This is a genomic window from Ruegeria sp. AG7 (assembly GCF_056541545.1).
In genome coordinates this window covers 54,398-68,717 of record NZ_JBQFYP010000001.1, presented here as the reverse complement: position 1 = coordinate 68,717, position 14,320 = coordinate 54,398, and the positions used below count along the sequence as shown (strand labels likewise).

The window sequence follows — 14,320 nt, the reverse complement described above, 5'->3', positions numbered from 1 at the left end:
TCAACTTGCAGTTTCGAGAGGGCCATCAGGCTCTCTCATGACCCCCGGAGCATTCAATGCCTCACGTTACCCTGGAATTCTCCAAATCTCTGGACGACACCCATGATTTCAAGATGATCTGCGAGCGGCTGCATACCGTTCTCGCAAAACATGATGAAATCGACGCCTCAGCGCTCAAGATCCGCGCCGCGCCGATTGCCTATTCCTACATCGGAACGCAACCGCAGACCTTCGTGCATGCCACGCTGCTGTTGATGCGCGGCCGGGATGAGGCCACGCGGGCCGAGCTTAACGCCATCATTCTGGACGTTCTGGCCCAGACCATGCCCGAGGTCGGCAGCATCACCGTGCAGGATGTCGAGATGACCCGCGCCACCTATGCAAAGCGTTTGGCTGGTTGACGCGGACCCGGCAGCGTTCCTCGGTGGTTTAACGCCGATGCACCTCCCAAATCCGCAACTTGGCGAGTGTTCCCACGCTCACCAATACCACCAGCGCGCACAGAGCGACCTTGGTCATCGTCTCCATCGAACCTTCGATCAGCAGTGCGTGAATGACGCTACCCAGAATGGTTACCATGGCCAGTCCTGCATGGCCCAGGCGCCAGACCCGAAACCGCAAGTTTAGTCGCTGCCGAAAATTCCCCATTGCCGCCGCCGCAAAACCCGCCCACATGGCGATGACCCCCCATGTCGAAAAAGGTGTTGCAGACACGAAAAGCAATGCGTCCGCCACATCAGGCGGGCTTGTGATCCACAAGCCGGTCACATGGATCATAATGCTTGCAGCAAGGGCCAAGCCACACCGCCTGTGCCAATGGCGGCTGTTGACCGGAGAAAGTCCGGGCAACCAACGCCCGGCCAGCAAGGGTTGCAGAAGAAGAAGACACATCCCGATGATGCCTGCGAAACCGGCGACGATGTAAACCGGCTCTCGCCACGCCAGATAGGGGCTGAAAGCCGCTGCTACGACCGGTGCCAGAAGTGCGGCGATCAATGCCGCCCAGATCGCAACGCGCTTTAACACCTGTCAGACAGGTTGCAGCACGAAATGTGCAGCAAGGGTTTTGTCCTTTGCGCTCGCCATCACAGGGCGCAGGAACACAGTCTCAAATTCACCGCTGTCATAGGCCAGATGCCCGTGCGGTTGACCAAAAGCAGGCACAATCTGAGGCATTTCCAACCGGAATTCTCCGTTCGCATCGGTTAGTGTCGCCCCATGGCTGCGCTGGTCACGTTCATGCCCCTCGGTCGTGTGGGCCCATATCTGGATGCGCTGGCCGGGCAGGGGGGCTCCGTCGCCCGCGCGCCGCACGGTGCCGGTCATCCAGAACCCGCCGCCGCCGATGCGCTTCACGATCGGCGCACCGGGCCTGTAATTGTTCGACCCGCCCCGCATCGACGGTGTCGGCGCAAGACCGGCGGCGTGCGCAGGTGTGAAAATGCCGATCATACCGGCTGCAAGTGTACCAATCCCTGTCGCAACAAACTTGCGGCGGTTGATTTCGAGTCGGGCCATTGCATCCACTCCTGTCGGTTGAATCCCATCTTCGACTGGCTTCCCTGAACCGGCGACACCCGATGTCTAAAGATAGCACGATTGTTCATGATTCCGAGAGTCGCGAAGGAGCGTGCCAAATACGCCATTCCACGCCTTTGTGAGTATCTGCAAATCGCTCCAGGGACTTCACGATCATTGTGCAAAAATGCACTTTTCATGCGATACTTTCCCAATACCTTCAGCATGGGCGAACATGAAGCCGTCTCGCAGGACCAAAAAAGGAGATCAGGATTGAGTTGGAACCCCACCCATGACCCCGAATGCGCCTCCGAAAAAAATGCGCTGGAAACGCTCATCATTCCCCGCGCCCGCGATCTGGGCGGGTTCGAGGTGCGCCGCGCGCTGCCCTCGGTCAAACGCCAACTGGTTGGCCCGTTCATCTTCTTCGATCAGGTCGGCCCGGCAGAATTTGTCACCGAAGGCGGCATTGACGTGCGTCCGCACCCCCATATCGGGCTGGGAACCGTCACTTACCTCTATCAGGGCGAATTCGAACATCGCGACAGCCTCGGCACTCACCAGATGATTTACCCCGGCGAGGTCAACTGGATGGTTGCAGGCCGTGGCGTGACCCATTCCGAGCGCACCAGCGAAGAAACGCGCGGTAAAGGCCACAAGCTGTTCGGCATTCAGACCTGGCTTGCCCTGCCCGAAACGCATGAGGATATGACCCCCGAGTTCGAACACCACAAGCAAGGCGCGCTGCCCCATATCCAAGACAAGGGCGTCAGCGCACGGCTGATCCTCGGCACTGCTTATGGCGAATCCAGCCCCGTGACGATGCTGTCCGAGACCTTTTATCTGGATGTTGAACTCGCCCCCGGCGCGACTTTCCCGCTGCCCGACGACCATGAGGATCGCGGTGTCTATGTCACGCAAGGATCAATCGAGATTGCTGGCGACACATTCGACGAAGGCCGCATGATGGTGTTCCGCCCCGGTGACAGGTTGTCGGCCCGAGCGGGTCCGCAGGGTGCGCGGCTGATGCTGCTGGGCGGCGCTACCCTGAATAAGGATCGCTATATCTGGTGGAATTTCGTGTCATCCTCGAAAGAAAAGATCGAGACGGCGATTCATGAGTGGAAAAGCGCCGATTGGGTCAGTGGCGCGTTCCACCTTCCGGCAGGGGATAACCGCGAATTTATTGCCATTTCGGAACAGCTTGAGCGCACAAAGCCCCGGCTGGCCCGCCCGCGAGCGGCGTCAGGGGCGGGTGGGCTTGTGTAACCGTCCGTTTGCGGTGATCCTTTCTGGTATACCAGAGGGGGTATCATGAAACTTGTCATCGCAGGCGCGGGCAGCATCGGCTGCTACTGCGGCGGTTTACTGGCCCGCTCGGGGCATGCGGTGACCTTGCTGGGCCGTGCCCGTGTACTGGACCCCATCCGCGAACATGGGCTGACGGTCACGAATTACGATGGCCTCAATTACCATGTTGCGGCGGAAGCCCTGACACTCAGCACGGATCCCGCCTGCCTGGATCAGGCCGAGCTGGTCATTGTCACCGTCAAATCCGGGGCAACGGCGGATATGGCCGGTCATATCGCGGACGCCGCCTGTCGGGATGCGCCCGTCCTGTCCTGGCAAAACGGGATCGAGAATGCGGCGACCCTGCGCAAGGCGCTGCCCGGTCGCGATGTGCGCGCGGGAATGGTCCCCTTCAACGTGGTCCCGAACGGCCCCGCCACCTATCACCGGGCCACATCAGGCGAAATTGTGATCCAGAACGGCCCCGGCGACCTGGCCACCGCCCTCAGCAGCCCGGACCTGCCCGTTATCGCAAGTGACCGGATCGAGGCGGTGCAATGGGGCAAGCTGGTGATCAACCTGAACAACGCGCTGAACGCGCTGTCAGGCCTGCCGCTTGTGGATCAGCTGCTCAGCCGTGACTGGCGCAACCTCATGGCCGACCAGATGGCCGAGGCGCTGTCCGTTCTCAAGGCGGCCGGGCATCCGGTGGCCTCGACAACGCCGCTTCCGGCGTGGCTGACGCCGCATATACTGCGCCTGCCGACACCTTTGTTCAGCCGGATCGCGGCGCGGATGCTCACCATCGACCCCACCGCCCGGACCTCGATGGCCTACGACCTGATGGCCGAGCGGCAAACGGAAATCGACAGCCTTCAGGGCCATATCATTCGGCTGGGACATGAAACCGGGGTGCCCACCCCCCTGTGCACAAAAGTGTCAGACCTGATCAAACACGCGCCTGATCATCCGCTGTCCCCGGAACAGATCAGGCTCTGATCCCGGTCGTCAGACGAGGCCGGTCAGTATCCAGAAAATCACGGCCGACATGGCGGCGGCGGCGGGCACGGTCACGACCCAGGCTGCAATGATCGTCATGAAATGCGACCGCCGCACCAGCTTGCGCCGCCGGAATTCTTCGGGGGCCAGCTTCTGCGCTGTCGCGTTTCTCCCATTGTTCTGCTTCCGCCTGCGATCCGACTGCCATTCGCGATAGAACCCGACGCCAAAGATTGCGCCAACGGCGATATGCGTGGAACTGACCGGCAGGCCCAGCCAGCTGGCCACAATGACAGTGATCGCCGCCGACAGTGCGACGCAAAAGGCCCGCATCGGGTTCAGCTTGGTGATCTGGCTGCCGACCATCCGGATCAACTTGGGCCCGAACAGAAACAGGCCGAACGATATCCCGAACGCGCCGATGATCATCACCCATAACGGGATCGAAACCTTTTGGGCGAAATCTCCGAACTCAGCCGCGTGTACAATCGCCGCCAGAGGGCCGACCGCGTTGGCCACATCATTGGCGCCGTGGGCAAAACTCAGAAACGCGGCCGATATCACCAATGGCAGGCCGAACAGGGTTTTCAGCGACCGGGTCCGGTTCTCCATCCCCTCGGATTTGCGGCGTACCCAGGGAACCGTCAGCGCCCAGACCAGCACGCCGCTGCCCAGACCGATCAGCAGCGCCACCTCCAGTTCGATCTTCACGATCCGCTTCAGACCCTTGACCGACAGATAGGTGGCAAACGCTGCCGCCATCACCGCCACAAGGATCGGCACCCAACGCCGCGCGGCGGCGATCTTGTCGTCCTGATACTGGATCTTGGTCTTGATCAGCGCCAGGAACCCAGCCGCGATCACGCCGCCAAGAACCGGAGAGATCACCCAGCTGGCGGCAATCGCGCCCATCGTGCCCCAGCTCACCGCGCTCAGACCGGCAGCGGCAATCCCCGCGCCCATGACCCCGCCCACAACCGAATGCGTTGTCGACACTGGCGCACCGATCCAGGTCGCCAGATTGACCCACATGGCGGACGAGATCAGCGCCGCCATCATGGCCCAGATGAACACATTGGTGTTCTGCACCGAGGCCGGGTCGATGATCCCCTTCGAGATGGTCGAGACGACGTCGCCTCCCGCAAGCAAAGCGCCCGCGCTTTCGGCAACGGCGGCGATCACGATGGCACCGCCCATGGTCAGCGCGTTCGCACCCACCGCGGGACCCATGTTGTTGGCCACGTCATTGGCACCGATGTTGATCGCCATATAGGCTCCGAACGCGGCGGCAGCCACGACGATATAGGTGCCGTCGGCCCGACCGAACAGCACCGCCGCCATCAATCCGGAAAGCACCATGAACGCCAGTGCAATTCCCGGCGCCAGCAGCGGGCGGGCGACATGAAGATTGGCGATTTCTACGCGCGAGATGCGTTGCAGGTCGCTGTCAAGCGACTGCCAGCGCGGTTTTGAATTTGTGTCAGACATGGGCTTGGTCAAAGTTTCGCAGATCGCCCGCAGCTAACGGTTTCCCGGTTCAGGGGCAAGCGCGCAGCCATCAAATTGTTGCGAAACGGCTACATCTGTCGCAGCAGCGCCTGCAACTCGGGCTCCTGCACCCGTTTGGCGGCTTCTGCCGGTGAAAACCACTGACGTTTGCGCTTATCCACTTCGGGAAAATCATCGGCAAGTTCTCGCACGGAAACCCGGTAGACGCGGGTCAGGACCGACTGTGCCGATCCCCCCTTGAAGATCTTGTCATAGGTGAATTGGCCGATGGGCTCCTTGTCGACCGCTTCTGCACGCACGCCAGCCTCTTCCCACGCCTCCAGCAGGGCCGTCTCCAACCCGTCCAGACCATTGACAGGCCAGCCCTTCGGGATGATCCAGCGCCCGGTTTCGCGGCTGGTGATCAGCAGAACCTCGTCCTGATCCTCATGCCTGCGTGTACACAGGGCCGCAAACTGCACCCTTAGGGGACGCAGGAACAAGGGGCGTCCGACCTCTTCCCAGATATTTCGCAGCCAAGCACTCATGAGATGTCTTCAAATCCTGTTTCTGTCTTCGAAACCTGTGTGACGTAACAACAATAATGCCAGACTTCAATGAAATGTCCGCTTATTTCTGATTATGACCGGTTCTTCGGTCAATTTACTGTGATTTGTGAGATTTCGTGCAACAGCCCCGAAAGCCTGAGCCGCTTGCCGGAAGCAACACGGCAATGGGTCTATTCCTGCCTGCGTTTGGCCCTCAGCGTCGGGTCGGCCTGTGTCGGGTCTTCGGGCCATGGATGTTTGGGGTATTGCGCCCGCATATCCTTGCGCACATCCGCATAAGACCCGGCCCAGAACCCCGGCAGATCGCGGGTAATCTGGATCGGGCGCTGCGCCGGGGACAGCAGCGTAATCTTCAGGGGCTGTCCGCCAACCACCGGATGCCGGGTCACTCCGAACAGCTCCTGCAACCGAACCGAGATTTCGGGGACCGCCGCGCCATAATCGATTGGTACCTTGCGCCCCAGGGGTGTTTCAAACGATCCCGGGGCGCGCCGGTCCAGTTCCTGGGACTGGGTCCAGTCCAGCCGCGCGCGCAAGGCGGGCAGCGGGTCGAACCGTTTCCAGTCCTCCGCGCTTTTGACACCGGACAGCATCGGCAACAGCCAGTCGTCCAGCTCGGCCATCAGACCCTCGACTGAAAAGTCGGGCAGGTCCACCCCGTCGGCGCGCACCAGTTCCACCCGCGCGGCCAGCCGTGCGGCGGCCCCGTCCAGCCGCAATCCCAGATCGCGCACCCCGTCCAGCATCGCACGCGCCACGGCGGCGTCCGGGACATCCTTCCAGATGCGGTCGTCCAGCGTGATCGCCCCAAACCGCTCCTGCTGTCGTGACACAACCCGCCGCTCACGTTTTGACCAGGCGCAAACCTCGGCCCAATGGATCTGGTTGGCGAACAGTTCGCGGATCTCGCGTTCCGAAATCTGGGTGGCCATCCGCACTTTTGCCTCGCGCGGGTTTCCATCGGTGTCGGTGACAACCAGAAAAGGCGCCGCCGCCAGCGAATCGCCGCTGTCCAGCACGACACCTTTGCCCCCCGACAACACATAACGCGGCGCATCGCCCTTGCGCCGCTGTCCGATACGATCGGGATAGGCGAGGGCGGCCATGGCAGCAGCGCTCAGATCATCCGTCTTGCTTCCGGCCTGTTTCCTCAACCGCTTGGCCTCGGCATTGATCCGATCCACGGCGCCCATGTTCACCTGCCAGACCCGGTTGCGCTGAAAGGTGCGCACATCCCGCAGTGCCTCTTGCCGCAAGGCGATATCCACCGGCGCGCCGCGCAGGGGGTCGCGCTCGGCCATCAAGGCGGCCAAAGGCGCGGCACTCGGTCCGGCCCGCACCAGCATATGCCCCAGCCGGGGATGCAACGGCAGCGCCGCCAGCGCCCGCCCGTGTTCGGTGATCCGCCCCTTGCCGTCCAGCGCGCCCAGCATCGCCAGAAGGGCGCGCGCCTCGGCCATCGCGCCTTCGGGTGGCGGGGTCAGAAAGGCCAGATCGGCGGCATCCGCGCCCCACAGCGCCAGCTCCAGCGCCAGCCCGGTCAGATCGGCGGCTTCAATCTCGGCAGGCGGATACGCGGCCAGCGCGCCATCCTCCCCCTTTGACCACAGCCGGTAACACAGCCCCTCTGCCACACGGCCCGCACGACCCGCGCGTTGCGTGGCCTCGGCCCGTGTCACCCGCTCGGTCACCAGTCGGGACATGCCCGAGCCCGGATCAAACCGTGCCCGCCGCGCTTGCCCCATATCCACCACCACCCGGATATCGGGGATCGTCAGCGAGGTTTCGGCAATCGACGTCGCCAGCACCACCTTGCGCCCGGTCTCAACCGGGGAAATCGCTGCGCGCTGGGCCGCAAAGGGCATGGCTCCGAACAGCGGGCGCACCGTGCAACTGGCGGGCAGGCGTCCGGTCAGGGCTGCTTCAGCCCGCCGGATTTCACCTTCACCGGGCAGAAACACCAAGATCCCGCCACCGGTGGCGCGGGTCTCGCGCTCGGCCTCAACGACCAGATCGACCAATGCATCCAGCCGCCGTGCCTGAGGCCCCAAGGGCCGGTCCAGCCAGCGCATCTCGACAGGAAAACTCCGGCCTTCCGACGTAACCAGCGGCGCGGCCATCAGGCGCCCCACCGGGTCCGCGTCCAATGTGGCCGACATGGCCAGCAGTATCAGGTCGTCCCGCAGCGCGCCCGTGACCTCAAGGCACAGGGCCAACCCCAGATCCGCGTTTAGCGAGCGTTCGTGGAATTCATCAAAGATCACCGCCCCGATGCCCGGCAGGTCAGGGTCCGATTGCAGCATCCGGGTCAGAATGCCCTCGGTCACCACCTCGATCCTTGTGTCTTTTGACACTTTCGCATCGCCCCGCACGCGATAGCCAACACTCTGGCCCGCGCGCTCTCCCAGCGTCTCTGCCATCCGCTCTGCCGCGGCCCGTGCCGCCAGCCGCCGCGGCTCCAGCATCACGATCCTGCCGCCGCACAGACCCGCCTCCAGCATCGCCAGCGGAACTCGCGTGGTCTTGCCCGCACCGGGCGGTGCTTGCAGCACAGCACGGCCCTGCGCCCGCAGGGTGTCCAGCAGGCCGGGTATGGCATCGTCTATAGGCAGGCGTAGGGTCATCCGGCCCTTATCCGCGATCCCGCAGGTGGCGTCCAGTTTCCGCGCTCACATCAGTAAATCGCCCCGCACGAAATGACACAGGCTGCGCGATCTTCGCATTTCCTGCCGCATCCGGTCTGGACAAACACCCCCCAAGCACGGCAACTGTTCCTGCCTCTAGGAACGGGACAAGAATGCAGACAGACAGCCTGAGCGACAGAATTCTGAAGGGCGAGCGCCGGGCGCTGGCGCGTGCGATCACCCTTGTTGAAAGCAAACGCGCCGATCACCGGGCACAGGCCAGCGACCTTCTGGCACAGCTTGCCGGTTCGGGGCGTCAGGCGCTGCGCATAGGTCTGTCTGGCACACCCGGCGTGGGCAAGTCCACCTTCATCGAAAGCTTTGGCATGATGCTGACGGGGCAGGGGCTGCGCGTCGCGGTTCTGGCGGTCGATCCCAGCTCGGCCCGCTCGGGCGGCTCGATCCTGGGCGACAAGACCCGGATGGAACGCCTGAGCCGCGAGCACAACGCCTTCATCCGGCCCTCTCCCAGCCAGAGCCACCTTGGCGGCGTCGCCCGCCGCACCCGCGAGGCCATCGCCCTGTGCGAGGCCGCAGGCTATGACGTGGTGTTGATCGAAACCGTGGGCGTGGGACAGTCGGAAACTGTGGTGTCCGAACTGTCAGACCTGTTCCTGCTGCTGCTGGCCCCGGCGGGTGGGGACGAGTTGCAGGGCGTCAAGCGCGGCATCATGGAAATGGCGGACATCATTCTGGTCAACAAGGCCGATGGCGACCTGAAAGCCACCGCCACCCGCACCTGCGCGGATTATGCCGGCGCACTGCGGCTGCTGCGCAAACGCCCGCAGGACCCCGAAGGCTTCCCCAAGGCAATGACCGTTTCCGCCGTCGAAGAACACGGGCTGGAACAGGCCTGGGACGAAATGCAAACCCTGACCCAATGGCGCCGCGACACCGGTATCTGGGAGGCAAACCGCGCTGCCCAGGCCCGCTACTGGTTCGATCAGGAGGTCCGCCACGCCCTTCTCGCCCGTCTCGATACACCGCAGGCCCGCGCCGAGATGGAGCGCCTGAATGACGAAGTCTCGCAGGGACGACTCAGCCCGGCGGTTGCTGCCGGACAACTTCTGGACACGCTCGGCTGAAGGGCCGTCATGGCCGCTTCACCTTTTGCCAAATACTCTCGCCAACGGCATGGCCCGTCCGGGCCATTCCTGCATGGCAGGCAAAATGAAAGATTTCGCGCGGCCCGTCTTGACCCTCCGCGCGATTCCCACTACACGCATCCAACCAGTTTTCGGGCGCGACTTCGGGTTGCGCCCCTTGTGATTTGGCCGCGGGTACCTAGCCCGGCCTCCAGAAACAAAGGAAGAAACCATGTCGCGCCGTTGCGAACTGACCGGAAAAGGCCCGATGACTGGCAACAATGTCAGCCACGCCAAAAACAGAACTCGTCGTCGTTTTCTGCCGAACCTGAACGACGTTACCCTGCAGTCCGAAACTCTGGGCCGTGGCGTCAAGCTGCGCATCTCGGCGGCTGCGCTGCGTTCGGTTGACCACCGCGGTGGTCTGGACGCGTTCCTGGCCAAAGCCAAGGACGATGAGCTGTCGGCAAATGCTCTGAAAGTGAAGAAAGAAATCGCCAAGGCGCAAGCTTCGGCCTAAGGTCTTTCACTTAACAGTTCTTCAGGCCCTGCACCCTATCGGTGCGGGGCCTTTTCTGTTGGGCCAGCCCCTTTCGGCCTCCATTGTTTTCAATATGGAACTAATTTTTCGCCATTGGTGAACTTCTTCACATACAGGTTTCCGAATCTGACCTAACGTCACTGTCATCCATCAGGCGGGGGCCAAATTATGACGTTAAAAAGTTTTTATCTTTTCCTGTTTCTGGCCGCGGTATTCCGCAAGGCGATTACAACCTGCACACGGATGCAGCGCTGGGTGAACCGGTCCCATACCAGCTTCACCACAGACAGGGTGAAAAGACCCGGACTGGATTATTGAAAAACAGCTTCAAGCGCGACCCTTTGGCGCTTGAAGCTTTTCCCGTTGCTGACCTATAGCTGGGTCAGAATGAGACCTTCTGTTACCAGATTTCTGCCTTATGTGCTGACCCTTCTGCTGGTTCTGACCGGGCATGGGCTGGCCATGTCGCGCGGTATGGACAAGGCGGTGGGTCAGATGGTGCTGTGTACGGGCACCGGCCCGGTTGTCGTCTATATGGACGAAAACGGGCAACCGACCGCCCCGCCGCATTACTGCCCGGAATACGCAATATCCTTGCTGGGGGCCGTTGCGGTTGCCGAACAGGCACTGCCAGCCGCGCCGGAACAGGCGCAACCAGCACCGCTGCGGCATCTGGGCAACCAGATCGCCCTTCCGGTTCCCGCAACCCCGGCCCGCGCGCCTCCTGTCAGCGTTTGAAACCCACCCTTTTCAAACCTTTATACAGGAGAGGCACGATGTCCCTCAAAACCACTCTGCTCGCAACCCTGGCCTCCGTGTCGCTGGCCATCCCCGCCTTTGCCGAAGGCACCATCACGGTTGACGACGCCTATGCCCGGTCCTCGGGCAAGACCGCCATCGCCGGTGCTGCGTTCATGATGATCCATAATCAGGGTGACGCGGATGACCGGCTGATCGGTGTAACCTCGGACGCGGCAGCGCGTGTTGAATTGCACACGCACCAGGTCGATGAAAACGGCGTGGCCAAGATGGTGCATGTCGAAGAAGGATTTGCCATTCCAGCCGGTGAAACCCACATGCTGAAACGCGGCGGCGACCATGTGATGTTCATGGGGCTGACGGCCCCGTTCGAACAGGACGCCAAGGTGCCGGTCACGCTGATCTTTGAAAAGGCAGGCGAGGTCGAGATCGAGATTCCCGTGGATCTGGAGCGTCAGGACAAAGGCGGCCACGGATCACAATCGAACTAAGGCAACGCCTGTCTTCGGGCCGCGCGGCAGCCCTCATCCATGCGTCAGGCCGGGCTTTGCCCGGCCTGTTTTCCATGCGGCCGCGGATGGCGTTATTTGTTGATGGTTTTCAGGCCGACACGGTCGCCCGCCTGATGGAATCGCGAGGCCAGCCAGAACATGACAGCGGCCATGGCCAGCGCCGAGAATGCGATACCCCAGCCCAGCGCAACCAGCGCCACCGCAGGCCAGATCATCAGGACAAGCCCGACGACAAGCGCGACAAATCCCGAAACGCGCATGGAACCGCGTTGCGGGTCACTTGCATGCATCTGCCCGGCAGCCGCCAAGGATCCGATCCCGATGATCAGCGCCCATGCGCCCAACAGGAAAAACGCCAGTTTCACCGTGCCTTCCGGCCAGATCAGCAGGACAAGCCCGATCAGAAGCGCGCCGATCGCAGCACCTCCCAGCACCCCGCGACGGCCAACCCCCAAAAGCGTCAGCCCACCGTCGAGGATCAGCAACACACCGACCAGCCGCAGCAGCAGCGCGATGCTGCCCGATGGCCAGAACAGGGCCGCGATGCCCACAAGCCCGGCCAGCACCCCGCGCAGCAGAAAAGTCCACCACAGGCTGGAAAGCTGTTCCCCCAGCATGTCGCGCCCGGCCATGTTGCCGTCATCCAGGATTTCACCGGTGCGGGGGTCTTGATCAGTCATGGGGCATCCTCCAGTCGTTATCGCAGATAGTGTACACAAATTAAGCCAGCGTTGTCTGTAGCTTAAGAGTATCCCGCAAGAAGCTGCCCGACCCATCGCGGAACCGTTTCGGATGCCCTGCCGACAATGCGCTCGTCAAAGCCCGACGGCCCGGGCGTCGGCTCCAGATTGATCTCGACCGTCCGCGCACCCGCCGCCTGCGCCTCGTGGACAAAGGCCGCCGCCGGATAGACCTGACCCGAGGTGCCGATGGCGGCAAAGATCGACGCGCTGGCAAGGTGGTCGTAGATGTCGTCCATGTAATAAGGCATCTCGCCGAACCAGACCACATCGGGCCGGGCGGTGGGCTGGCCGCAGGCGGGGCAGGGCTCGGCAACGGCCATCTCAGGCGGTGCGGGCCAGCGATGATCACATCCGGAACACAGGGCACCCGCCAATGTGCCATGCATGTGGATGACACCCGTCGCACCGCCTGCTTCATGCAGGCTGTCCACGTTCTGGGTCACGATCACGACCTCTGCGGGCCAGCCCTGCTGCAACCGGGCCAGCGCCATGTGGGCCGCGTTGGGCTGCACGGCGGCGGCCTGAACGCGGCGCGCATTGTAAAACCCCTGCACCAAGGCGGGATCGCGGGCAAAGCCCTCGGGCGTGGCCACATCCTCGATCCGGTGCTGTGCCCACAGCCCGCCTTCGTCGCGGAAGGTGCTCAGCCCGCTTTCAGCAGAAATCCCGGCCCCGGTCAGAATGACGATCTTTCCCATATCCCCTCCGCGCGTTACACCTTGGCCATGACACACCGTATCCTCTTTGTCTGCCTGGGCAATATCTGCCGCTCTCCCGCAGCCGAGGGCGTCTTTCGCGCCCGCGCACCGCATCATGCAACCGACAGTGCCGGAACCATGGGCTGGCACGCGGGCAATCCACCCTATGGCCCGATGCAGAAGGCCGCAAACCGCAGAGGCGTCGACCTCGGCGACCTGCGCGCGCGCCAGTTCACCGTCGCGGATTTCGACCGGTTCGACCTGATCATCGGCATGGATGCCCAAAACATCGCCGATATCGAAGACCTGCGCCCGTCGGGCAACGGCACGCCGGTTCGCCTGCTGACGGATTTCGCCCCTCAGACCGGTGCCGATCACGTACCCGATCCGTATTACACGCGGGATTTCGACGGCGCGCTGGACCTGATCGAAGCGGCGGTCGAGGGGCTTGCCGCCCATCTGGACACCTAGCCGCCGGTCACCCGCAACTGGCCGCTCAGCCAGGGCAGCTTGGCAACCGCCGGGTCCACGATCTGGTTCTGCATCAGACGCCGGGTCATGCCCGCAACCTCCTGCGGGACCTGATCGGACCACTCGGTGCGCGCCAGCAGCGATATGTTGCGCGAGAATTCCCCGAACGGGGCAGGGTGCGCCTCCAGCCCCTCATGGAACCGCGCCGCGCGCATAAAGCCCAGCGGCGTGGTGATTGCCCAGCCCAGACCCCGCGCCACCATGGCCATCAGCGCCATGTGCGAGCCGATCTCGAACCGTTCCTCGAACACCTGCGACCGGCGCGCCAGATGCGCCTCGATCTGGCGGCTGATCAGCTGCTCGCGGGCATAGCGCAGAAACGGCAGCCGCTCCTGCACGGCCTCGACCCCGCCCGATCCCTGCGGCGCCACCAGAATGAACGGATCATGGACCAGCGGGTATTCGACCACCCCCTCCAGTACTTCGCCGCTATGGGCGGTGACCGCCATATGCAGGCGCTGCTCGGCCAGCGCCTCGAACAGATCAAGGCTCGACAGGGTGATCAGCTTGAATTTCGACCGGGTCAGGCTGTCGGCCAGCAAGGTGGCCAGCCGGGGCGTCAGATCATTGTCGAAATCGTCGATCAGCCCGATCGACAGCGTGGTCAGATGCCCCAGATCCATGACCGACAGCTCGCTCTGGGCCATGTGCAGCTCGGCCAGAACCGCCTCGGCCCGCGCAAGGAAACTGCGCCCCGCCTGCGTCAGCCGCATCGGTCGCCGCCCGTGATCGACCAATTCGGTCCCCAGCGCGTTTTCCAGATTGCGCAATTGCTGCGAAACGGATGGCTGGCTGAGCCCCGTGATCTCGGCGGCCTGCGCCACCGATCCCGTCCGCGCCAAAGCCTCGAACACTTCAAGGCCCCGCAGAGTCAGCCCTTTCATTACCATGCAATACACCTTT

At 62.8% G+C, this 14,320-nt stretch carries 17 protein-coding genes; 9 read left to right on the top strand and 8 right to left on the bottom strand.

The genetic code is table 11. The features are described 5' to 3' along the window. Positions 1-56 precede the first annotated feature (56 nt). Positions 57-401: a 5-carboxymethyl-2-hydroxymuconate Delta-isomerase gene (locus ACR0BF_RS00405; protein WP_480624040.1), complete on the top strand. Its 345-nt coding sequence runs from the start codon at positions 57-59 to the stop codon at positions 399-401. A 28-nt stretch (positions 402-429) separates the two neighbouring features. Here the strand turns inward: ACR0BF_RS00405 and ACR0BF_RS00400 are convergent, their stop codons facing one another. Next, positions 430-1,026 carry a ferric reductase-like transmembrane domain-containing protein gene (locus ACR0BF_RS00400; protein WP_480624039.1) on the bottom strand — a complete coding sequence of 199 codons (597 nt, stop codon included), beginning with the start codon at positions 1,024-1,026 and terminating at the stop codon, positions 430-432. Between the two features lie 3 nt (positions 1,027-1,029). Beyond that, positions 1,030-1,518 (bottom strand): peptidase associated/transthyretin-like domain-containing protein, encoded by a 489-nt coding sequence (locus tag ACR0BF_RS00395; protein WP_480624038.1) that lies wholly within the window; start codon positions 1,516-1,518, stop codon positions 1,030-1,032. Positions 1,519-1,791: 273 nt separating this feature from the next. On the opposite strand from ACR0BF_RS00395, the gene ACR0BF_RS00390 reads away from it, so the two are divergent. Further along, the gene (locus tag ACR0BF_RS00390) at positions 1,792-2,787 is read left to right on the top strand and encodes a pirin family protein (RefSeq protein WP_480518928.1); all 996 of its coding nucleotides are present in this window, start codon (positions 1,792-1,794) and stop codon (positions 2,785-2,787) included. Between the two features lie 45 nt (positions 2,788-2,832). Further along, on the top strand, positions 2,833-3,807 hold the full coding sequence (locus tag ACR0BF_RS00385) for a 2-dehydropantoate 2-reductase (RefSeq protein ID WP_480518930.1): 975 nt from the start codon (positions 2,833-2,835) through the stop codon (positions 3,805-3,807). 9 nt (positions 3,808-3,816) lie between these two features. Here ACR0BF_RS00385 and ACR0BF_RS00380 read toward each other — a convergent pair whose 3' ends face one another. The 3 genes from ACR0BF_RS00380 to hrpB form a co-directional block, all read right to left on the bottom strand. Next, on the bottom strand, positions 3,817-5,295 hold the full coding sequence (locus ACR0BF_RS00380; protein WP_480624037.1) for an inorganic phosphate transporter: 1,479 nt from the start codon (positions 5,293-5,295) through the stop codon (positions 3,817-3,819). 89 nt (positions 5,296-5,384) lie between these two features. Next, complete coding sequence (locus tag ACR0BF_RS00375) at positions 5,385-5,843, bottom strand: NUDIX hydrolase (RefSeq protein WP_480624036.1); 459 nt, start codon at positions 5,841-5,843, stop codon at positions 5,385-5,387. A gap of 191 nt (positions 5,844-6,034) precedes the next feature. Continuing rightward, positions 6,035-8,488: an ATP-dependent helicase HrpB gene (hrpB, locus tag ACR0BF_RS00370; RefSeq protein WP_480624035.1), complete on the bottom strand. Its 2,454-nt coding sequence runs from the start codon at positions 8,486-8,488 to the stop codon at positions 6,035-6,037. Between the two features lie 173 nt (positions 8,489-8,661). On the opposite strand from hrpB, the gene meaB reads away from it, so the two are divergent. The 5 genes from meaB (at position 8,662) to ACR0BF_RS00345 (ending at position 11,424) form a co-directional block, all read left to right on the top strand. Beyond that, positions 8,662-9,633 (top strand): methylmalonyl Co-A mutase-associated GTPase MeaB, encoded by a 972-nt coding sequence (meaB, locus tag ACR0BF_RS00365; protein WP_480624034.1) that lies wholly within the window; start codon positions 8,662-8,664, stop codon positions 9,631-9,633. A gap of 232 nt (positions 9,634-9,865) precedes the next feature. Next, positions 9,866-10,153: a 50S ribosomal protein L28 gene (gene rpmB, locus ACR0BF_RS00360; RefSeq protein WP_008756960.1), complete on the top strand. Its 288-nt coding sequence runs from the start codon at positions 9,866-9,868 to the stop codon at positions 10,151-10,153. Between the two features lie 189 nt (positions 10,154-10,342). Next, complete coding sequence (locus ACR0BF_RS00355) at positions 10,343-10,492, top strand: hypothetical protein (protein ID WP_480555992.1); 150 nt, start codon at positions 10,343-10,345, stop codon at positions 10,490-10,492. A 69-nt stretch (positions 10,493-10,561) separates the two neighbouring features. Next, positions 10,562-10,912 (top strand): hypothetical protein, encoded by a 351-nt coding sequence (locus tag ACR0BF_RS00350; protein WP_480624033.1) that lies wholly within the window; start codon positions 10,562-10,564, stop codon positions 10,910-10,912. A gap of 38 nt (positions 10,913-10,950) precedes the next feature. Next, complete coding sequence (locus tag ACR0BF_RS00345) at positions 10,951-11,424, top strand: copper chaperone PCu(A)C (RefSeq protein WP_480518939.1); 474 nt, start codon at positions 10,951-10,953, stop codon at positions 11,422-11,424. A gap of 92 nt (positions 11,425-11,516) precedes the next feature. Here ACR0BF_RS00345 and ACR0BF_RS00340 read toward each other — a convergent pair whose 3' ends face one another. Both ACR0BF_RS00340 and ACR0BF_RS00335 read right to left on the bottom strand, forming a co-directional pair. Continuing rightward, entirely contained in the window at positions 11,517-12,125 is a 609-nt protein-coding gene (locus ACR0BF_RS00340; RefSeq protein ID WP_480473636.1) for an HdeD family acid-resistance protein, read from the bottom strand. 62 nt (positions 12,126-12,187) lie between these two features. After that, positions 12,188-12,886 (bottom strand): NAD-dependent deacylase, encoded by a 699-nt coding sequence (locus tag ACR0BF_RS00335; RefSeq protein ID WP_480518941.1) that lies wholly within the window; start codon positions 12,884-12,886, stop codon positions 12,188-12,190. 27 nt (positions 12,887-12,913) lie between these two features. Between ACR0BF_RS00335 and ACR0BF_RS00330 the strand changes: the two genes are divergently transcribed. Beyond that, positions 12,914-13,357 carry a low molecular weight protein-tyrosine-phosphatase gene (locus ACR0BF_RS00330; RefSeq protein ID WP_480604922.1) on the top strand — a complete coding sequence of 148 codons (444 nt, stop codon included), beginning with the start codon at positions 12,914-12,916 and terminating at the stop codon, positions 13,355-13,357. On the opposite strand, the gene ACR0BF_RS00325 is transcribed toward ACR0BF_RS00330, so the two are convergent. Continuing rightward, positions 13,354-14,307 (bottom strand): LysR family transcriptional regulator, encoded by a 954-nt coding sequence (locus ACR0BF_RS00325; protein ID WP_480473633.1) that lies wholly within the window; start codon positions 14,305-14,307, stop codon positions 13,354-13,356. The two genes, ACR0BF_RS00330 and ACR0BF_RS00325, sit on opposite strands and share 4 nt — an antisense overlap. Positions 14,308-14,320 lie beyond the last annotated feature (13 nt).